Genomic DNA, 20,663 nt, shown 5'->3' with positions numbered 1-20,663 from the left:
CCCCGTGTTTTCGTCTTTTCGGCAGCACTGCATGACAAGGGTTCGGACCTGATAATCACAGGCCCGAACCCGGTGTTATGATGCGTCGTATTGCGTTATTTCAGTTTGCGGTCTTCGGCACCGGGCAGATAGATGTCGGTGAAAATATCGCCAACGGTTGGCGGATTGGCAATGCCAAATGCCAGCGATACCTGTTCGATGGCCTTGGCCATACGGTCGGTTTTGATCGGGCCCATGCCATTTTCCAGAACATCGGGGGTCAGGATATTATCCGTGATCACCATGTTGAGGCGTTCGAGTTCAATCGCCGGATCAATCAGCGGGTCGGCTTCCTGCAAGGCGACAATGGCGGCCTGCGGATCGGCAACGGTATCACGCCATCCCTTGACCACGGCACGCAGAAACCCGCGCAGGGCTTCGGGGTTGTTTTCCATCATGGCGGGCGAGGCGATCAGGCCGTTGCCATAAAAATCCATGCCGTAATCGGCATATTTCAGGGCGGTCAGGTCTTCAAGGCCAACGCCCTGTGCCTTTAAATTCAGCACCGAGGTGAAATAATGCCCGGCAATCGCATCAACATCGCCGCGCAGCAGCATCGGTTCGCGCAGAGGCGGGTCCATGCTTTCCCACGTTACATCATCGAGTTTCAGGCCGGTTGCCTGGGCAAAGGCCGGAAACAGTTTGCGCGAGGCATCAAACACCGGCGCGCCCAGTTTCTTGCCAATCAGGTCTTCGGGTTTGGTGATGCCGCTGGATTTCAGGACAAACAGCGAAAAGGGCGGGCGGTCATAAATCATGAACATCGCCTTCATGGCGAGGTCCGGATTGGCGGCGTTGAATTCAATCGTCGAATTGATGTCTGCCATGCCGATATCGTAGGCACCGCTGGCAACACGGGTGATCGCACCAACCGAACCGTTGCCCGAATCAATCGTGACATCCAGTCCTTCGGCCTCGAAATAACCGTTCTTTTTCGCCAGCATGAATGCCGCGGCCGGGCCTTCAAATTTCCAGTCGAGGGTGAATTTAATGGCGGTTTGCGCCCATGCCGATTGCGCGCCCAACGCAATCGCAACCCCAAAAGTTGCCGATAGCAACTTTGCTCCCAGTTTCGCCATCTGTCGAAGTCTCCTGTTAACGGCCGCATCTGCGGCGACCAGATTGTTCATTAGAACCCATAAATACACAGCAAAGACCGTGCCATCTTATATCAGACCGGGCCAGAAGGCCAAAATCCGCAGGTTATGCCTGAAACTGTACGGATGTTTATTATTTGGTCAATGGGGGAAAGTGATCAAAAATTATACATGAAAAATTGATAATCGTCGGGATTGCTGCTTTTGGGATCAAAATGCTTGCGCAATTGTCCGGATTTCGGCATATCGCCTGAATGCAAACCCAGAATTTGAAACGTTTCTATCAAAAAGCCGAGGCCGTGCGCGATGATCTTGCGCCGGGCTGGCGCATTCATTTGGATGGCCGGGCGGTCAAATCGCCGGGGCGGGCGGATTTTGTCCTGACATCAGAGGCACTGGCCCGCGCAATTGCCGCCGAATGGGACGGGCAGGGCGATCATATCGTGCCATCCAGCATGCCAATGATGCAGCTTGCCGCCACGGTGATTGACCGGGTGGTGCCGAACCGCATGGCGGTGATTGGTGATTTGACCGGCTATGGCCGCAGCGATCTTTTATGTTATCGCGCCGATTTTCCCGAGGAACTTGTCACGCGGCAGGCCAAGGCATGGCAGCCCTTGCTGGATTGGGCGGCACGGGAACTGGATGTTGCATTAAAGGTGACGCAGGGTGTTATGCCGGTGGCACAGGATGATGCCGCCCTTTTGCATCTGCAAGATGCGATTGAAAGCCTTGATGATAACGAACTGACGGCGCTGCATACTGTTACCACCATATCGGGGTCGGTGATTATCGGTCTGGCGATGTTGCGCGGGTTTATTACCCCCGCCGAGGTGTTTGACATCGCCCAGATTGATGACAGCTATTCCATGGAACGTTGGGGCGAGGATGCCGAGGCGATGGAACGTCGCCAGCGCCAGAAAGCCGAGTTTCTGGCCGCAGGGCGGTTTCTGGAATTGTTGCGCGGCTAGACTTTAGTCCAGCGTGGCGTGGTATTTTGATCCGACGTTAGGGAATTCAGGGATTTTCCGGTGTCTGGTATTTCGGAAGCACCACAAAAATAATTGGCATTCCAGTACCGAATAATGCTATTTGATCTTCTCGCAAAAACGTCCCATCCTGTTTGGGCGACGTTCGGCGGCTATAAAAGGATCAGGCAGCATGCAGGAAATCATCGCCAAACTTGAAACAATGCGCGCCAGTGCCGCCATGGGCGGCGGGCAGAAACGCATTGATAACCAGCACGCCAAGGGCAAGCTGACGGCGCGTGAACGGCTGGATGTTTTGCTGGATCCCGGTTCCTTTGAAGAATGGGACATGTTTGTCGAACATGATTGCGTTGATTTCGGCATGCAGGATAACCGCATTTCCGGCGATGGTGTGGTTACCGGGCACGGCACGATCAATGGCCGTCTGGTGTTTGTGTTTTCCCAGGATTTCACCGTGTTTGGCGGCGCGCTTTCGGGCGCACATGCCCGCAAGATTTGCAAGATCATGGATCAGGCGATGAAGGTCGGCGCACCGGTGATCGGGATCAATGATTCCGGCGGGGCGCGTATTCAGGAAGGGGTCGAAAGCCTTGCCGGATATGCCGATGTGTTTCAGCGCAATGTCGAGGCATCGGGCGTTATTCCGCAGATTTCGCTGATTATGGGGCCATGCGCAGGCGGGGCGGTCTATAGCCCGGCGATGACCGACTTTATTTTTATGGTCAAGGACAGTTCATACATGTTCGTGACCGGCCCGGATGTGGTCAAAACCGTGACCCATGAAGAAGTCACCCATGAACAGCTGGGCGGTGCGATCACGCATAGCACTGTATCGGGGGTGGCCGATCTGGCCTTTGAAAACGACATTGATCTTTTGTTGCAGACCCGGCGCTTTATCGATTTCCTGCCGCTGTCAAACCGCGAAAAACCACCGGCACGGGATTGCGAAGACCCGGTAACGCGCGATGATTTTTCGCTTGATACGCTGGTGCCCGAAAATCCCAACATGCCCTATGACATGAAAGAACTGATTCACAAGGTGGTGGATGAGGGCGATTTTTATGAAATCCAGCCCGAATATGCCAAAAACATCATCATCGGCATGGCGCGGATCGATGGCCGCACGGTCGGCATTGTTGCCAATCAGCCGATGGTTCTGGCCGGGTGCCTTGATATCGCCAGTTCCAAAAAGGCCGCCCGGTTTGTGCGGTTTTGCGATGCCTATGATATTCCGATTGTCACCTTTGTCGATGTGCCGGGTTTCATGCCCGGCACGGCACAGGAACTGGGCGGGATCATCAAACATGGCGCGAAATTGCTGTATGCCTATGCCGAGGCGACGGTGCCCAAAGTGACTGTGATTACCCGCAAGGCATATGGCGGGGCCTATGACGTGATGGCGTCCAAACATTTGCGTGGTGATGTCAATTATGCCTGGCCGACCGCCGAAATCGCGGTGATGGGGCCCAAGGGGGCGGTGGAAATCATTTTCCGCGCCGATATGAACGACCCGGCCAAGATCGAGGCCCGCACCGAAGAATACCGCCAGAAATTTGCCAATCCGTTTGTGGCGGGCCGCAAGGGCTTTATCGATGATGTCATCATGCCGCACGGCACGCGCCGCCGGGTGGGCAAAGCATTGGCGATGTTACGTACCAAAGACATTAAAAATCCGGCCAGAAAACACGGCAACATTCCGCTTTAAGGCATTGGGGAGACACCGAAGATGTTCCAGAAAATCCTGATTGCCAATCGTGGCGAAATTGCCTGCCGTGTGATCAGATCGGCCCGCAAGATGGGCATTAAAACCGTCGCGGTTTATTCCGATGCTGATAAAAACGCCCTGCATGTGCAAATGGCCGATGAGGCCGTACGCATTGGCCCGGCACCGTCCAACCAGTCTTATCTTCTGATTGACCGGGTGATTGAGGCCTGCAAACAGACCGGGGCCGAGGCCGTGCATCCGGGATATGGTTTTTTGTCGGAAAACCAGGCTTTTGCCAAAGCACTTGAGGCCGAAAACATCGCCTTTATCGGGCCGCCGGTTGGTGCGATTGCCGCGATGGGCGATAAAATCACATCCAAGAAAATTGCGGCCGAGGCCGGTGTTTCGACCGTGCCGGGTTTTATGGGAATCATCAAGGATACCGATGAGGCCGTTAAAATCGCGCGCGATATCGGTTATCCGGTGATGATCAAGGCATCGGCAGGCGGTGGCGGCAAGGGCATGCGGGTGGCATGGAACGATGAGGAATGCCGCGAAGGCTTTACCCGTTCGACATCCGAGGCGGCATCGAGTTTTGGCGATGATCGGGTTTTCATTGAAAAATTCATTGAACAGCCGCGCCATATTGAAATTCAGGTTCTGGGCGACAAACATGGCAATGTGATTTATCTGGGCGAACGGGAATGTTCGATCCAGCGCCGCCATCAAAAAGTGATTGAAGAAGCCCCGTCGCCCTTTATCGACCCGGAAACCCGCAAGGCGATGGGCGAACAGGCCGTCGCCCTGTCGCGGGCGGTGGATTATTGTTCGGCGGGTACGGTGGAATTCATCGTCGATCGCAACAAGAATTTCTATTTTCTGGAAATGAATACCCGGCTTCAGGTCGAACATCCGGTGACCGAACTGGTGACCGGGCAGGATCTGGTGGAATGGATGATCCGCATTGCGGACGGCGAACATCTGACGCTGGCGCAGGAGGATGTCAAACTGACCGGCTGGGCGATGGAAAGCCGCATTTATGCCGAAGACCCGTTTCGCGAGTTTTTGCCATCTACCGGCCGTCTGGTGCGCTATCAACCGCCTGCCGACAGCGACATTGTGCGGGTTGATACCGGCGTGTTTGAAGGCGGCGAAATTTCGATGTTTTACGACCCGATGGTCGCCAAGCTGGTGACCTATGGCGAGACGCGCGACGCGGCGATTGATTATATGCGCACCGCCCTTGATGCCTATTATATCCGGGGGATTTCGCACAATATTCCGTTTCTTGCCGCCGTGATGGCCAACAAGCGGTTTCAGGAAGGGCGGCTTTCGACCAATTTCATCGCCGAAGAATATGCCAATGGCTTTTCGACTGATGATTTGCCCGCCGATGACCCGCATTTGCTGGTTGCGGTGGCGGCCTATATTCATCAACGCACCGCCGAACGCGATGCGGACATCACCGGCCAGGTCAATGATCATGGCATCGAGGTGCCCGAAAGCTGGGTCGCGGTATCGGGTGATCTGCATGTGCCGTTTGATATCGAATTTGACGGCGAGGAATGCGAGTATATTGTCGCCATTGAGGATGAAAGTTTTGGCGTTTCGTCGGACTGGAACATTGGCGACCCGTTGTTTGTCGGTGATATCAACGGTGAAAGTGTCTGTGTGCAGATTGACCGCGAGGGCATTGGCTATCGCCTGTCGGCCAACGGGGTTCAGCGCAGTTTCAAGATTTTGCGCCCCCGTGTGGCGGAACTGCAAAAACTGATGCCGGTCAAGGCCGCGCCCGATATGTCGAACTTCCTGCTGTCACCGATGCCGGGTCTTTTGGTCAAGGTTTCGGTGGCCGAAGGCCAAACCGTTCAGCCCGGCGAGGAGCTTTGCATCCTTGAAGCCATGAAAATGGAAAATGTGCTGAAGGCCGAAAGCAAGGGTGTTGTGAAGAAAATCCATGCCGAGCAGGGCAGTAACCTGTCGGTTGATGCGATTATTATCGAGTTTGAAAAAGAAGACGCCTGATTGCCGGACAGACCGGGTAACAAAGCCGCCGGTGAGGAGACTCACCGGCGGCTTTGTTGTTTCATCATGCGGTTCTGATTGTTCAGAACGCGCTGACGGTCGGGCGGATGATGACTTCGTTGACATCGACTGATGCCGGTTGGTCGATGTCATACAGAACGCCACGCGCAATTGCATCGGGGGGCAGGGAGATTTCGCGGAAGGATTTAAGCGCCCTCTGGGCCCCCACGGATCGGTAAAGCCGGATTTGTGCGCGGTCGCGACGATTTCTGTCGCATGAAGGGAATGGGGTGGCTGGCAATCCGATATACAAAAATCGGACTGAAATTCTTTCAATATCATCCCCTTGTTCAAAGTTATTATTGAGATGTTCTAATTAAAAAAAATCCCAAATTGATATGGGTCAACAACGTCATATACATATGTATGGTTTACTGCCCTAAGGTATAGTCAAGGGTTGCATCGCTTCCTGCCATTAGGGGTCTGAAATGTCGTCATTTTCTTTGTCATCTATACGTTCGATTCAGTTGAAAATCGCACTGGTTTCTGGCGCCTGTCTGGTGACAACCATTGCGGTGCTGGTGCTGTACAATCTGATATCCACCCGATTCACCAACGATTATTTCACGACCGAGGTTATGGAAATCGTTGGTGAACAGACCAAGGAAAGTTTGCTGAACCGCGCCACAGGGGAGGCTTTGAGAATCAGGGCCGAACTGGAAGTCGGTCTTGATGCTGCGCGGACTATGGCACACACTTTTTCAGTGTTGGCCGAGAATGACACAACCGGAACGCCGATAGAGGAACGCCGTAGTCAGTTGAATGCTGTTCTGCATAGTGTTTTGGAACAAAACCCGGCGTTTAACGGCACATATTCCGCATGGGAACCCGATGCGCTGGACGGAAACGATACAGCGTTTAAGGGAAAGAAGGATGTGGGAGCGGATATGACAGGCCGCTTCCTGCCTTATTGGACGCGCGGGGCGGATGGCACAATCGCGATTCAGCCGCTTGTCGAATATGACAGCAGCGATAAACACCCCAACGGACTGATTAAGGGCGATTGGTATATAAGCCCGTCGCGCACCGGAAAGGAAAACATTCTGGGTCCGTTGCCCTATATCGTTCAGGGTAAGGCGGTGTTCCTGGCAACGATGTCGGTTCCTGTTACGATAGATGGCAAATTTGTCGGGGTTGCCGGTGCCGATTACAACCTGGACTTTGTCCAGAAGCTGGCGGAGAGAGTTGATACATCGTTGTTTGATGGCCAGGGAAATGTTGCCATTCTGGGGAATGACGGGCTGATTGTTGCCAACAGTGCAAGCCCGGATTCTATTGGAAAGGCGACGTCGGCTGTTGATCCGGACTGGCGCGAGGGATTTGATGCTGTGCAGAACGGGCAGGGTGTTGTCCGCGATGATCCGGCATCGCCCAATATTGATGTCTTTGCGCCGGTACGACTGGGACAATCAGATAGAACGTGGGCCGTTTTAATTTCAGTGCCGCGTGCCGTTGTCAGTGCAACGGTCAATGAGCTGGCTGCTTCGATGCAAGTGCGCACGACCAGCAGCACCATCTGGTCAATTGGTGTTGGGCTGCTGATTGCACTTGTTGCCATTGCCCTGATCGTCTTGGCCGCACGCGGGATTGCAAGGCCGATCCGGACGTGCGCCGATTTTGCAAACGGAATTGCGCGGAACGACCTTGAACAGACTTTGAGTGTCGAGCAGGCTGACGAAGTCGGTGTGCTGGCTGAAGCCTTGCGCAAAATGCTTCAAGATCTCAAACAGAATATCGCACAACGCGCAGAAGATCAGGCCAAGGCAGAAAAAGAGCGGCGCCAAGCCTTGCATGAAATGGCGGATCGGTTTGAGTCTTCTGTCGGCGGGCTGGTGTCGGGTGTGACGACAGCGGCAACGGAACTGCAATCCACCGCGAAATCGATGTCATCGACGGCTGATGAAACCAGCGAACAATCGGCCGTCGTGGCCGCAGCCTCCGAGCAGACATCCAAGAATGTTCAGACGGTTGCTGCCGCAACGGAGGAATTGTCTGCTTCTATTCAGGAAATTGGCTCTCAGGTTGAAGAATCAAACAGGGTTATTTCGTCTGCCGTACAGCAGGCGAACGATACCAACGCAAAAGTGCGTGGTTTGAGCGATGCGGCGCAAAAAATTGGTGAAGTTGTCTTGCTGATCAATGATATCGCCGGCAAAACAAACTTGCTTGCGCTGAACGCGACGATTGAGGCTGCCCGCGCCGGAGAAGCAGGCAAGGGATTTGCCGTGGTGGCTTCGGAGGTGAAAACGCTGGCAACACAAACGGCAAAGGCCACCGAGGAAATTGCCATTCAGGTGCGTTCTATTCAGGGGGCGACAAGCAGTTCGGTTGATGCGATCCAGCAGATTACGGAGACAATCAGCCGCGTCAACGAAATTTCAACGACCATTGCCTCGGCAATTCAGGAACAGTCTGCCGCGACGCATGAAATTTCCCGAAATGTTGCGCAGGCAGCGCAAGGGACGACAGAAGTATCGTCGAATATTGACGGTGTGACCGGTGCCGCCCGCGAAACAGGTGCTGCCGCGGGTGAGGTTCTCAATGCCGCGGGAGAATTGGAGAAAAACGGTATTCTGCTGCGTAGTCAGGTCGATGAATTTCTGGAGACGGTACGAAGATAGATTTGATCATGTGTAACAAAGCCGCCGATGAGAAACCTCACCGGCGGCTTTTCTATTTCATCATGCGATGATGATCTATCAAAATGCGCTGGCGGTCGGGCGGATGATGACTTCGTTGACATCGACCGATGCCGGTTGGTCGATGGCATACAGAACGCCGCGGGCAATTGCATCGGGGGTCAGGGAGATTTCGCGGAAGGATTTAAGCGCCCCCTGGGCTGCCGGATCGGTAATGTCGTGGCCCAGTTCGGTTTCAACCACACCGGGCGAGATGACAGTCACGCGGATATGGGTGGATTCCTGGCGCAATCCTTCGGAAATTGCCCAGACGGCATATTTGGTGGCGCAATAAACCGCCCCGGTCGGCATCACCACATGCGCCCCGATCGAGGCGGTATTGATGATGTGCCCGCTGCCTTGTTCTTCCATCAGGGGCAGGACGGCGGCAATGCCGTTCAACACACCGCGAATATTGACATCAATCATATTGTCCCATTCGCGGGTTTTAAGCGCATTCATTGGCGAAAGCGGCATCACCCCGGCATTGTTGAACAACACATCAACCCGGCCATGCAGCTTTTGGGCGAAGTAAACAAATGCCTCCACATTGTCGGCATTGGTGACATCAACCGCCCGATAATCGACCTGACCGCCGTCTTTGCGAATGTCGGCGGCAATTTGTTCCAGCCGGTCGGTCCGCCGTGCGCCCATGACGACTTTGGCGCCATTGGCAGCCAAAAGGCGGGCGGTGGCTTCGCCAATGCCGCTGCTGGCCCCGGTGATCAGGATAACCTTGTTTGCAATATTCGACATGATCGTCTCCGCTTTGTTGAACGGGAAAGGATGCTTCCCGCTGTGAACTGCGCGGATAGTGCGGGACAGGGCGATTTTGTTGAATACACAGAGCACCGGGAAAATTGCACGATCCTCCACAGTGCGACGTTTTAATAATGTTTGGGTCTTTATGTGACGTCGCCCGCATCTTAAATATACAAGACAGAGCCTTTACCGTGCCGGGGTGCTGCCTTATGGTCGGCGGCCCGGCAAAATGGCAAACAGGCCGATACAAGAAACGAGACGAGAGTGCGGATGTTCAAACTGATTGCTTTTGATGGCGACGATACCCTGTGGCATAACGAGCCGCTGTTTCGTGAGGCGCATATCCGGCTTCGCGAAATGTTGGGCCATTATGTTGCCCCTGAAAAGGTTGACGAACGCCTGTATCAGGCGGAACTGGCGAATTTGTCGATTTACGGTTATGGCGTGACCGGTTTTGCCCTGTCGATGATTGAAACCGCCATTGAATTGTCGGAACAGAAAATCACCGCCAAAGACATTCACGAACTGGCCGAACTGGGCAAGCAGATGTTGCGTGCCCCGACCCGCCTGATTGACGGTGCCGCCGAGGTGGTCAGACAGTTTGCCGCCGATCCGGACCGCAAGGTGGTGCTGATCACCAAGGGCGATCTGATTGCCCAGCAACTTAAAATCGACAGGTCCGGCCTTGAAAGCCAGTTTGACGGGATCGAGATCGTTTCGGAAAAGGATTGCCTGACCTATCGCAATATTTTTGGCCGCTATGGCGTTCAGGCCAATGAATGCGTGATGATCGGCAATTCGATGAAATCCGATATCCTGCCGGTGCTTGACTGCGGGGGCGGGGCGATCCACATCCCTTATGAAATCACCTGGATTCATGAAATGGTCGATCAGATTGAAATCGACAATGATCTGTTTTGCGAGGCACCGGGCATTGCCGATGTGCCGCGGCTGATCGCCGATCTGGAACGCAGTGTCGCCACAGGAAAACTTGAACATGTCTGATTGTGCAGGATCGAATATTCCGGCGATTGACGCCATTGCTGCCCCCAAAGGGCTGGACGCGCAAACCCGCACCGAACTGGAAGCCGCCGCCTTTCGCGGGCTGGTGGCGCATTTGCAAAACCGGACCGATGTGCAAAATATTGATTTGATGAATCTGGCCGGGTTTTGCCGCAATTGTCTGGCGAAATGGTATCTGGCGGCCGCCCGGCAACACGGGGTCGATCTGGATTATGACGGTGCGCGCGAAGTGGTTTATGGCATGACCTATGACGACTGGAAAGACCGCCATCAACGTGATGCCAGTGATGAGCAGAAACGGATTTATGCCGAAACCACCCACCTGCACGCCGTCATCCCCGGTGCGAAATAGGCAGGAGGTTCTGGTGCCGGGTCCGGAAACCGCCACAGACAAGGGCAGAATCGCCGTTCATGTCCGCATCGAAGGCAAGGTGCAGGGCGTGTGGTTTCGGGCCTGGACGGTGGAACAGGCGCAAAAACACGGCCTGGGCGGCTGGGTGCGCAACCGGTCGGATGGTTCGGTCGAGGCGGTGTTTTGCGGGCCGGTGGATTGTGTGCAATCCATGATCACGGCCTGTCACGACGGGCCGCCATTGGCAAAGGTTTTGCGCGTGCATCAGGAATCGACGGCAGACGACGGAGCCTTTGCCGGGTTTGAAAAACGCCCGACGGTGTGATGAGGGGCAAGCAGCACCTCTGTTCCGCAAGGAAAGAACATTCCAAAATTTGGAACATTGCAAGTGTCTATGGATTGCGGATGATTTTGCCGGGATTCATGCGGTTTTCCGGGTCAATCGCAGCCTTGATCGCATGCAGCAATTTCAGTTTCGCCGGATCGGCATAATGGGCCAGTTCATCGACCTTTAGCAGTCCAATGCCGTGTTCGGCGCTGATCGATCCGCCCAGATCGACAACGATGTCGTGAATGGCGCGGTTGAGATCATCCCATCGGGCCAGAAAATCAGGTTTTGTCATGCCGGGCGGCTGGCTGAAATTGAAATGGATATTGCCATCGCCGACATGGCCAAACGGGCAGGGGCGGATACCGGGGATCAGCATGTGTGCCGCGGCAATACCGCGTTCGATCAGGGCGGGGATGGCGGAAACCGGCACCGATACATCATGTTTGATGCTGCCGCCTTCCAGTGTCTGGGCCACGGGAATGCCTTCGCGGATCGCCCATAAATGCGCCCGTTGTGTTTCGGATTGAGCAAGGACGGCATCCTGAACCGTGCCGTCTGTCATGGCATCATTCAACAGGGTTTCAAGCAGGGCTGTGAGGTCATCCACCGGGCGGGAGGATGATAATTCGATCATCACATACCAGTCCGATGTTTGCGCCAGCGGGGCGGTGCAGCCCGGCAGATGCGCGATGCACAGATCATGGGCAAAGCGGCTGATCAGCTCGAACGCGGCAATGGTATCGCCACTGTCGCGCCGGGCGCGGGCCAGAAGATCAAGTGCGGCCTGCGGGTCATTCACCGCGCACCAGGCGGTGGCGATATGACGCGGGCGCGGAAACAGTTTTAATGTCGCCCGCGTGATAATGCCCAGCGTGCCTTCGGCCCCGACAAACAAATGGCGCAGATCATAGCCGGTATTATCCTTGCGCAATTTTGACAGGCCGTTCCAGATTGTGCCATCGGCCAGAACAACCTCCAGCCCCAGTACCAGATCGCGCATGGTGCCATAACGAATGACATTCAATCCGCCGGCATTGGTCGCCAGATTACCGCCAATCTGGCAGGAACCTTGCGCCCCAAGGGCAAGCGGAAACAATAAATCATGGCGGACGGCGGCGTCTTGCAGGTTTTGCAAAAGACATCCGGCCTCGACCGTTGCTGAAAAATCCAGATCATCAATGATGACCGCATTCATCCGCGCCAGATTGATCAGGATGGCGTTTTCACCGGCAACCGCCCCGCCACAGCGCCCGGTATTGCCGCCTTGCGGCACAAGGGCGACACCGGCCTGATGACACAGGGCCGCGCATCGGGCGACTTCATCGGTGCTGGCGGGAAACAGGATGAGGGACGCTGCGCCGCTAAATTTATGGCGGGCCTCGGCATTGTGACGGGCCAGAACATCATCCGCCATGCTCCAGCCCTTGGGGCCAAGCACCTCTTGCAAACGGGCAATCAAATCGGCGGGCAGGGTGGTCATCAAGGGTCCCGTTTATTGGTGTGGACGGTGTTAACTTTCGGCGGTTGCTGATCTTGGGGCGCTGGCGCGTTTCAGGCGGTCATTGATCGCAACGCCAAGGCCTTTATCGGGGATCGGCGCAATGGCGATGGCGGCAAATCGGGTTTGATCAGCCTGATGCAACAGGGCAAACAGATTGGCGGCGGCTTCGCGGTCATCACCGGTTTTGCTGAGCCATAGAACGTCGTCAAAACCCTTGGTGACGCAATCTTGGCCAAAGGCCAGCAGGATTTCATTTTTTTGTGGGGTGGTGGCATTGAGGCGCACCGGCAGACCCGGCGCATAATGGCTGGTCAGCATGCCCGGCGATTTCGGGGCGTCATCATCACTTTGTGCAAGAATGACGTCACACCCCAGAACAGCGGCAATCTGATCGGCGGTAATGCCGCCGGGACGCAGCAAAATCACCCGGTCGGTGGTCAGATCGACCACCGTGCTTTCAAGGCCAACCCCGCACGGCCCGCCATCCAGTATCATGCCAATCGCATCGCCAAGGGATGCCGCGACATGGGCGGCGGTGGTCGGGCTGATCCGGCCGGACCGATTGGCCGAGGGGGCGGCAATGGGCCGGTCGGCGGCACGTAACAAGGCCCGCGCCATATCATGGGCGGGGACGCGGACCGCAATGCTGGGCAGGCCCGCCGTCGTCAGATGCGAAATCGGGCTGTCTGCCCGTTTGGGCAGAACAAGCGTCAGGGCACCGGGCCAAAAAACATTGGCCAGCTTGTCGGCGCGATCATCAAACACCGCATGTCTGGCGGCGGCATCGCGGTCGGGGAAATGGCTGATCAGTGGATTGAAGGACGGGCGTTGCTTGGCGGCAAAAATACCGGCCACGGCATCGTCGCTGGTGGCGTCCGCCCCCAGACCATAAACCGTTTCGGTCGGAAACGCGACCAGTTCACCCGCCCGCAATTTCGCCGCGGCCTGGGCCAGCGCGCCTTCGGAATAGGGACGAATGGTCAGAGCCGGGGACATGAATGCTTCACCACCAGAAAAATCAACATCCTGAAATACCTAGCGATGATGAGGCAGAAAGACAAGCATCAAGCAGGTTGTCGCATGCGCGGCAGCACGATAGACTGCATGCGCGGCAGAAAGAACCGGATGGTTTGTGCGTGGTGCGTGCCAAAGTCTGCTGTCTGTATGTTCGGCCTGCCGGTTAACACCCACGTCAGGCCCCCGAACGGTGCGATGCGCCGCAAGGAGGGCAGTGATGATTTCGACACCAATCCCCAAACCAGCCTTGTCGCCCACATCGCGCAAGCAGATTATTGTTGCGCTGGTTCTGGTCAATCTGGCGTCCTTTGTTGCGCAGATTGTGCAGATTGGCGTGATGGATGCGCTGATCCCGCTGGCGATGACCGATATCGGCCTGTCGGAAAGGGCCGGGGGGTTGATGCTGGCGCTGTACTGGCTGGCGGTGTTGCTGGGCGGGTTTGCCGCCCCGTCCCTGATCCGGCGGTTTCATCCCTTTTGGTTGTTATTGATCAGCGGGCTGACATCCTGTGCGCTGTTGATCGGGCTGGCATTCGGGGCCGGGGGAATGGTGACGGCCGTTCTGGCGCTTTTGGGCGGGTTTGGACTGATCTTGCGCTGGGCCGTTTGTGACGGGCTGATTGTGCAACTGGCCCCGAAAAGCGGGGTCGGGCTGGCGGTTGGTATTCATGAAACCCTGATGGGGTTGGGCATTGCGTTGGGTCCGGTGATGGTGTCGTGGCTGGGCGATGATGCCGTTGCTATGGCGGGGTTTGCGGTTGTGTCGGCTTTGGTGCCGATGCTGTGTGCGTTGCTTTTTCCGCGTTTGCAGATGGCGGTGCGCGAGGGTGACATCGCGGCGGGGTTGTCGCGTTTCTGGCAGGGATGGCATCGTGCCCGGCAACGCTGGCGCGGCAATGCCGATCTGGTGGTCATCGCCTTTGTCGCCGGGTTTCTGGAAATCTGTTTTCTGGCATTGTTGCCGTTGTTGGCGCAGCGCGATCTGGGGCTGGCCGATGCCGGATTGTGGCTGGCAGCGGTGTTTGCACTGGGCGGGACCTTGTGCCAGCCGGTTCTGGGCCATGTGTCGGACCGGTTTGGCGGGCGCGGGTTGGTGGTGATGTGTCTGGGGGTGATTCTGTTGTGTGCGGTGCCGGTCGGGTTGGCGGGGTATGGCGGGATTGCCACCGGGGTGCAATTCATGATCGGGGCGGCGGTGGCCGGGCTGTATACGGCGGCGGTGTTGTTGGCCGCGGCCCGACGGCAACCGGGGGCCGCGGGCTTTGACCCCGCCCTTTTGGTGGTGGTGGCGCAATCCTATACGCTGGGCGCAATCATCGGGCCGATGGCAGGCACGGCCTTGCTGGCAATCGCCGGAAATGCGGTCTTGCCGGTTTTGGCACTTGTGCTGGGTGGCGGGGCGGTTGTGATGCTGAAATATTTGAAAATGCGGGCTTGAATACCGCCCCAACAGCGTGAGCCGCCATACAAAATGGCGGCTCTTTTTTTACGCTCTAGTCCGGTATCGCCCCGCGGCGGTGATACCGGGCCGCGTCACCGTTTTCCGGTGGCTATGTACGTCACCTACACTCTGTGTGGCGATGAAATGACCCTATGCTGAAATCCCGTGAAAGTCAATATTTCTGCGGATTTTTTGCCGGAAATCAGGGGTAGGAAACCCGATGCCGCAATGCAGGGCGGACAAGCAACTGACGGGATTGTTTAATCCGGGCCGGGCATTGCGGGCGCGAAAAATCAACCCTGATGGCGCACCGGCACCGAGGGGCTGCGGGCGATGAAAAACGGGTTGCCGAATCCGGTCTTGCCATAGATGAAAGGCGTGCCATCGAGATTTTCGACAATGCCGCCTGCGGCGGCCAGAACGGCATGACCGGCCCCGATATCCCATTCCATCGTCGGGCCAAGGCGCGGATACAAATCCGCCACCCCTTCGGCAACCAGACACAGTTTCAACGAACTGCCCGCCGGGCGGATTTCACGGACCGGAAGATCGCCCAGAAATGCGTTAAGGGCATCGGCATCACCGTGCGAGCGCGACCCGACCACAACAATCCCGTCGTCGGGCATTTTGCGCACAGTGATGGGGCGGGTTGTCGGGGCAGGATCGCCTTCGATCAGTTTGGCGCCGTCCGGCCCGCCATAATACAATTTGCCCAGAACCGGCGCATAAACCACGCCCAGAACCGGCACGCCCCGCGCAATCAGGGCGATATTGACGGTAAATTCGCCATTGCGGCGGATGAATTCCTTGGTCCCGTCGAGCGGGTCCACCAGCCAGTAAAAATCGGTGTCGCCATTAACATCGGGAATGTTTCCGGCACTGACACTTTCCTCCGACACGATTTTAACATCGGGGGTCAGTCCGCGCAGACCGGGCAGGATGATCGCCTCGGCCGCATCATCGGCGGCGGTGACCGGGGATGCATCATTTTTGGCGCGCACGTCAAAATCGGTTTGGTAAATGTCCATGATCGCCGCCCCGGCCTTGCGGGCAATTTCAATCAGGCCGTTTTCAAGGGCTTTGGCATCGGCGGGCAGGGCGGTTGTCATGGCATTCTCGCTTGTTGCGGAAATTGCAGGTGGGTATGACCTATGAGATTTTGCCGGTTTCGTCCAGACCGAATGGCGGCGTCAACGCCATATCTTGCCATTGGGAAATAGATCGGTGCTGTTGATGCCGCGTGTGACAAATCGCTGAATGCGCAGGGTATCGGACCCGTAATCCACCGGCAATCCCGCCTTGCGTTTCAGCTGTGCCAGAAAATCGGCAGGATTGGGTAATTGTTCCCAGACTTGCGGCAGGAACAGGCCGCGCCGCGATCCTTCGGTCAGGATCAGACCGTCTTCAAACGGTGTCATGCGGGTGATCAGATCGGCCTGATTGTCAAAGGGAAAATCGGCGGCAGGGGACAGGACCGACACCGATATGTCAAGGCAGACATCCAGTTCATCGGCGGCAATAGCCGGAAAGCGCGGATCGTGAAACGCCGCCTTGAAGGCATTCAGACAGATATCTTCGGCCAAGGGGCGATGGGCGGCAAGCGACCCGATACAGCCGCGCAAATCACCTGATTTTTTCAGGGTGACGAAACTGGCCCCGTCTTTTTGCAAGGCTTCGGGCAGGGTGGCAAGATCGGGCTTGAAGGCGTGTCCGTGTGTCAGGCCATGCCGGATCGAGCTGCAGGCCAGTGTGAGGATTTCCGCACCATGCCGGTGCAAAATATCTTCGGTGCGGGTGATAAAATCATCCTCGTAAAACGCCCATGCGCCATAGCCCACCACGCGGGATGTATCCCCGGATGCGTTGCCGGAATTTCCCATCGACAGGGTTGTAACCGTCATGGCGCGTTTGCGGGCCGACAGCAACAATCCGGCGATGGGTAGGGCACCGCAGGCATCATCGGGGCCAAGATTTTTGGTATCAAATGCCATGATCAGATCGCGGGTGCGGGCATCCTTGTGCCGTGCCGTGGCATCATCGTAAAAATGCGACAAATCCGATGAAATGACGATCAGGGTTTCCGACCCGCCCCACAGTTTTTCGATCAGATCAAAAACATGGCGGGGCGCGCAACGGCTGACCAGGACGGGCACAATTTTAACATCGCCCAACAGGCGCTGGATAAACGGCAATTCAATTTCCAGCCCGTGTTCATCCCTATGCGCAGCATCGAGTATTTGCACTGATGGCAGGGTCAGGGCGGTTTGAATGGCATCCATATCCACCGCAAGCGGGCCGAGCGGGGTGGCAAAGGTATCGGCGGTGGCGACGGCCATCCCCTGAAACGCCATGCGATGCGCCGGGCCGATAATCACGATGCGTTTTACCCGATCGCACAACCCGGCCACGGTGGCAAAGCCATCGGCGGCGATGGCACCGGAAAACATCAACCCGGCATGGGGAACGATGATGGCCTTGGGCGGGGAATCTTTGCCGGGTGGTGATGGTGCCACGCGGGCCTGTGCCAGCAATCCGTTAATCTGACGGGCCAGTTCATCCGCATCGGCGGGATAGAATGTTCCGGCAATGGCGGGCGGGCGGGTGATCATTATGGCGGTTCCGGTGGCGGTTGCTTTGCAAATCATAACGCGTGGGTGTAGATTTTAAAACAGGCTGCTGCAAATAGGATTGCGCCATGTTTCCCGCCTTGCGCCAGACTGTTCCCGGTCGTTACTGGCATGTTTTGGATGATGGCCGGATTCAATGCGATGTTTGTCCTCGGTTTTGCAAATTGCAGGACGGGCAGCGGGGCCTGTGCTTTGTCCGGGCGCGGGAGGGGGATCAGATTGTTCTGACCACCTGGGGCCGGTCATCGGGGTTTTGCATTGATCCGGTGGAGAAAAAACCGCTCAATCATTTTCTGCCGGGTACCCCGGTTTTATCCTTTGGCACGGCGGGGTGCAATCTGACCTGCAAGTTTTGCCAGAATTACGAGATTTCCAAGGCGCGGGAAATGGATTTGCTGGGCAGCCTTGCCACCCCCGATATGATTGCGCAAACCGCGTTGGCACATGGATGCCGTGCTGTGGCCTTTACCTATAACGATCCGGTGATTTTTCTGGAATATGCGGTGGATGTGGCGAAGGCCTGTCATAAGGTGGGGCTTCGGACCATTGCGGTGACGGCGGGTTATATCGGGGCAGAGGCCCGTGTGGAATTTTTCCGCCATATGGATGCGGCGAATGTGGACCTTAAGGGGTTTAGCGATGAATTTTACCGTAAATTATGTTCGGCCCGCCTTGCAGAAATTCTTGATACCATCCTGTATCTGAAACAGGAAACCGGGGTGTGGTTCGAACTGACCAATCTGGTGATTCCCGGTGAAAATGACAGCGACCTGGAATTTGACGAGATGACGCAATGGATCATGCGCCATCTGGGCCCCGATGTGCCGATGCATTTCACCGCCTTTCATCCCGACTGGAAAATGATGGATCATCCGCGCACGCCGGTGCAAACCCTGATCCGGGCGCGCGATATCGCGATGCGCAACGGGTTGCGGTATGTCTATGTCGGCAATGTGCATGACAAGGCGCATGCCAGTACATGGTGTCATGGTTGCGGGCAGATCCTGATCGGGCGCGACTGGTATGAATTGTCGGACTGGAACCTGGATGCGCAGGGTCATTGCACCCGGTGCGGCACCCCTTGCGCGGGAGTGTTTGCCGCGCAGCCCGGCACATGGGGATCACGGCGTCAACCGGTGCGCCTTATTGCGGCCCCGGCATGAAATTTGGCTGTCTTGCTGGCGCAAGTCCGGATAGGATCGTGCATAAGTAGAGGCGCCAGGATACAGGCAAGGCTGGAACCGCAATATCATGATCATCCGTCAGGCGTTACCGGGCGATGTCGATGCGATTTTCGACATTCGCCTGTCGGTGCGCGAAAATTATCTGTCGCCTGCTGAATTGACGGCGCGTGGCATCACCAAACAGGCTTTTCCCGGCTGGCTGGCCGAAGGCAAGGGCATCTGGGTGGCGGAAATCGATCAGGTGGTGGCAGGTTTCGCCATTGCCTGGCCCAAAGAGGCCACGATCTGGGCGTTATTCGTCGATCCGCGTTTTGAAGGGCGCGGGGTCGGGGCGGCCTTGTTGACGGTGGCGGAAACATGGTTGTTTGATCAGGGATGTGCGGATATTTCCCTGACCACCGATGCCAATCCGCGCATTCGCGCCCACGGATTTTACCAGCATATGGGCTGGCACCACACGGGGGATGCGGATAAGGGCAAGACCGAATATATCAAATCCGATCCTGCCGGTTTTTCATTCTGATTTCTTATTCCGGTCCGGTTTACCGGACCGGAATGCCGCGTGATTTTTGCCGGGCCGGACCCCACAGCACCGGGGCATAGCCGATCAGAAAGGCGATCCAGCCACCAATCCACAAAAGCGTGGCCGCCGCCAGAATCACCATATAATAATCGGTGCTGATCCCGACCAGCAGGCGCAGCACCGTGCCGATCCAGATCGCGCCAAACGCAATCAGCAAAGCCGGGCTGGCGCGCAAATCGCGCCCGGTATGACCAAGGGCTGCCCGCCCGCCAATCGCCAGAATCATGCAGGCCATCGCCCCGCCGGTCAGGCCATGCAGCGCATCGCGTGCCGCCATCACATCAGGAGCCAGCATGGCAATGCCCAGCACGATCAAACCGACCGGCACCCACAGATAAGCCAGATGCAAAATCGCCACCAGCGGATCGCGCCAGGTGTAAATCCCGCGCCATCGCGCCATGCGGATCACATGCAAAACCCCCGCCAGCAGCAAGGCAATTCCGGCAATCTGGCGGGTGGGATCAAACAGGTTGAGGGCAATCGCAATTGTCAGGACGGCAAGGCAGACGCCATCGAATTTGTTGAACATCACCGGCATCGGCAGATGCATCATCCCGTCGCGCTGCATCCAGTTGCGGGTAAAGGCCGGGATGATCCGCCCGCCAATCAAACCGATCAGCAGCACAATGACAAGAATGGCGGTTTGGTAAATCACCATCGGGTCCAGCGTGATTGCGCCAAGGGTGCTGACGATAAAAAGCCCGTCCATCAGGGTGATCAGGCCAATAAGGCCCAGAATAACCAGATTGCGATGATTGCGCCCCTGTATCAGTTCCCGCCCGGCAATCGCCATCAGGGTGATGAAATAGCCAAGTCCCCCGATCAGAATAAGGACAAGCGGCAGGTGGTCGGCGAAACCCGCAGCAAGGCGGGCAATCAGCCATGTTGCGGTCAGAACCATCAAAAGCCGCCCCGCAATCGGCGGGCGGCCTGTCCAGTTGGCAATCGCGGTCAATAAAAACCCGCCAATCGCCGCCCCGCCAAACCCGAAAATCATTTCATGACCATGCCACCATGCGCCACTGCCCATTGTCGGTGTTGGCAGGCCATGCGCCATTCCGGCCACCCACCACACAACGCCGACAATCGCAAGAATCCCCGCCAGCAAAAACAGCGGGCGAAAGGCCCCGCTCCAGAAGGGATGTGGCGGGCGGGCGGGTTCGGTTATCAAAATCGGCGAAGCTTTGGCATTCATGACGGGCACCGTAAAAACAGATTGGAATGGTTCACAATAGCGCCTTTGCGATGG

General features: G+C 56.6%; 18 protein-coding genes. 10 read left to right on the top strand and 8 right to left on the bottom strand.

What is annotated here, in order from left to right; genetic code table 11:
- Positions 1 to 95: 95 nt before the first annotated feature.
- Complete coding sequence (locus tag Q8O73_RS10270; RefSeq protein WP_305558066.1) at positions 96 to 1,118, bottom strand: ABC transporter substrate-binding protein; 1,023 nt, start codon at positions 1,116 to 1,118, stop codon at positions 96 to 98.
- A gap of 272 nt (positions 1,119 to 1,390) precedes the next feature.
- Between Q8O73_RS10270 and Q8O73_RS10265 the strand changes: the two genes are divergently transcribed.
- The 3 genes from Q8O73_RS10265 (at position 1,391) to accC (ending at position 5,855) form a co-directional block, all read left to right on the top strand.
- Positions 1,391 to 2,107, top strand: coding sequence for an ATP12 family chaperone protein (locus Q8O73_RS10265; protein ID WP_305558065.1), 717 nt, complete (start codon positions 1,391 to 1,393; stop codon positions 2,105 to 2,107).
- 190 nt (positions 2,108 to 2,297) lie between these two features.
- Positions 2,298 to 3,830, top strand: a complete 1,533-nt coding sequence (locus Q8O73_RS10260) for an acyl-CoA carboxylase subunit beta (RefSeq protein ID WP_305558064.1) — start codon at positions 2,298 to 2,300, stop codon at positions 3,828 to 3,830.
- 21 nt (positions 3,831 to 3,851) lie between these two features.
- Positions 3,852 to 5,855, top strand: a complete 2,004-nt coding sequence (accC, locus tag Q8O73_RS10255; protein WP_305558063.1) for an acetyl-CoA carboxylase biotin carboxylase subunit — start codon at positions 3,852 to 3,854, stop codon at positions 5,853 to 5,855.
- A gap of 82 nt (positions 5,856 to 5,937) precedes the next feature.
- On the opposite strand, the gene Q8O73_RS10250 is transcribed toward accC, so the two are convergent.
- Complete coding sequence (locus Q8O73_RS10250) at positions 5,938 to 6,084, bottom strand: hypothetical protein (RefSeq protein ID WP_305558062.1); 147 nt, start codon at positions 6,082 to 6,084, stop codon at positions 5,938 to 5,940.
- 259 nt (positions 6,085 to 6,343) lie between these two features.
- Here Q8O73_RS10250 and Q8O73_RS10245 point away from each other — a divergent pair, with 259 nt between their 5' ends.
- Positions 6,344 to 8,536 carry a methyl-accepting chemotaxis protein gene (locus Q8O73_RS10245; RefSeq protein ID WP_305558061.1) on the top strand — a complete coding sequence of 731 codons (2,193 nt, stop codon included), beginning with the start codon at positions 6,344 to 6,346 and terminating at the stop codon, positions 8,534 to 8,536.
- A 78-nt stretch (positions 8,537 to 8,614) separates the two neighbouring features.
- Here Q8O73_RS10245 and Q8O73_RS10240 read toward each other — a convergent pair whose 3' ends face one another.
- Positions 8,615 to 9,349: an SDR family oxidoreductase gene (locus Q8O73_RS10240; RefSeq protein ID WP_305558060.1), complete on the bottom strand. Its 735-nt coding sequence runs from the start codon at positions 9,347 to 9,349 to the stop codon at positions 8,615 to 8,617.
- 276 nt (positions 9,350 to 9,625) lie between these two features.
- On the opposite strand from Q8O73_RS10240, the gene Q8O73_RS10235 reads away from it, so the two are divergent.
- Genes Q8O73_RS10235 through Q8O73_RS10225 form a run of 3 tightly spaced genes read left to right on the top strand, consistent with a single transcriptional unit; the run spans position 9,626 to position 11,055 of the window.
- Complete coding sequence (locus tag Q8O73_RS10235; RefSeq protein WP_305558059.1) at positions 9,626 to 10,360, top strand: HAD family hydrolase; 735 nt, start codon at positions 9,626 to 9,628, stop codon at positions 10,358 to 10,360.
- A complete protein-coding gene (locus tag Q8O73_RS10230) occupies positions 10,353 to 10,730 on the top strand; it encodes a DUF1244 domain-containing protein (RefSeq protein WP_305558058.1) in 378 nt (125 codons plus the stop codon). The genes Q8O73_RS10235 and Q8O73_RS10230 overlap by 8 nt, the downstream gene beginning before the upstream one ends.
- 13 nt (positions 10,731 to 10,743) lie before the next feature.
- Entirely contained in the window at positions 10,744 to 11,055 is a 312-nt protein-coding gene (locus Q8O73_RS10225; protein WP_371135072.1) for an acylphosphatase, read from the top strand.
- 67 nt (positions 11,056 to 11,122) lie between these two features.
- Here Q8O73_RS10225 and Q8O73_RS10220 read toward each other — a convergent pair whose 3' ends face one another.
- Both Q8O73_RS10220 and Q8O73_RS10215 read right to left on the bottom strand, forming a co-directional pair.
- Positions 11,123 to 12,541, bottom strand: coding sequence for an FAD-binding oxidoreductase (locus tag Q8O73_RS10220; RefSeq protein ID WP_305558057.1), 1,419 nt, complete (start codon positions 12,539 to 12,541; stop codon positions 11,123 to 11,125).
- A gap of 30 nt (positions 12,542 to 12,571) precedes the next feature.
- The gene (locus Q8O73_RS10215) at positions 12,572 to 13,558 is read right to left on the bottom strand and encodes an L-threonylcarbamoyladenylate synthase (protein ID WP_305558056.1); all 987 of its coding nucleotides are present in this window, start codon (positions 13,556 to 13,558) and stop codon (positions 12,572 to 12,574) included.
- Positions 13,559 to 13,796: 238 nt separating this feature from the next.
- Between Q8O73_RS10215 and Q8O73_RS10210 the strand changes: the two genes are divergently transcribed.
- Complete coding sequence (locus Q8O73_RS10210) at positions 13,797 to 15,017, top strand: MFS transporter (RefSeq protein ID WP_305558055.1); 1,221 nt, start codon at positions 13,797 to 13,799, stop codon at positions 15,015 to 15,017.
- A gap of 296 nt (positions 15,018 to 15,313) precedes the next feature.
- Here Q8O73_RS10210 and cysQ read toward each other — a convergent pair whose 3' ends face one another.
- Positions 15,314 to 16,129 (bottom strand): 3'(2'),5'-bisphosphate nucleotidase CysQ, encoded by an 816-nt coding sequence (gene cysQ / locus Q8O73_RS10205; RefSeq protein WP_305558054.1) that lies wholly within the window; start codon positions 16,127 to 16,129, stop codon positions 15,314 to 15,316.
- 81 nt (positions 16,130 to 16,210) lie between these two features.
- Positions 16,211 to 17,629: an AmmeMemoRadiSam system protein B gene (gene amrB, locus Q8O73_RS10200; RefSeq protein WP_305558053.1), complete on the bottom strand. Its 1,419-nt coding sequence runs from the start codon at positions 17,627 to 17,629 to the stop codon at positions 16,211 to 16,213.
- Positions 17,630 to 17,715: 86 nt separating this feature from the next.
- On the opposite strand from amrB, the gene amrS reads away from it, so the two are divergent.
- Positions 17,716 to 18,810 carry an AmmeMemoRadiSam system radical SAM enzyme gene (gene amrS, locus Q8O73_RS10195; protein ID WP_305558052.1) on the top strand — a complete coding sequence of 365 codons (1,095 nt, stop codon included), beginning with the start codon at positions 17,716 to 17,718 and terminating at the stop codon, positions 18,808 to 18,810.
- A gap of 88 nt (positions 18,811 to 18,898) precedes the next feature.
- The gene (locus Q8O73_RS10190) at positions 18,899 to 19,354 is read left to right on the top strand and encodes a GNAT family N-acetyltransferase (protein ID WP_305558051.1); all 456 of its coding nucleotides are present in this window, start codon (positions 18,899 to 18,901) and stop codon (positions 19,352 to 19,354) included.
- 19 nt (positions 19,355 to 19,373) lie between these two features.
- Here the strand turns inward: Q8O73_RS10190 and Q8O73_RS10185 are convergent, their stop codons facing one another.
- Positions 19,374 to 20,609: an NnrS family protein gene (locus tag Q8O73_RS10185; protein ID WP_305558050.1), complete on the bottom strand. Its 1,236-nt coding sequence runs from the start codon at positions 20,607 to 20,609 to the stop codon at positions 19,374 to 19,376.
- Positions 20,610 to 20,663 lie beyond the last annotated feature (54 nt).

This window comes from Thalassospira sp., from assembly GCF_030690045.1.
Classification (GTDB): domain Bacteria; phylum Pseudomonadota; class Alphaproteobacteria; order Rhodospirillales; family Thalassospiraceae; genus Thalassospira.
Note: the sequence above shows the minus strand (reverse complement) of the source record. Positions and strands in the feature narration are given on the sequence as shown.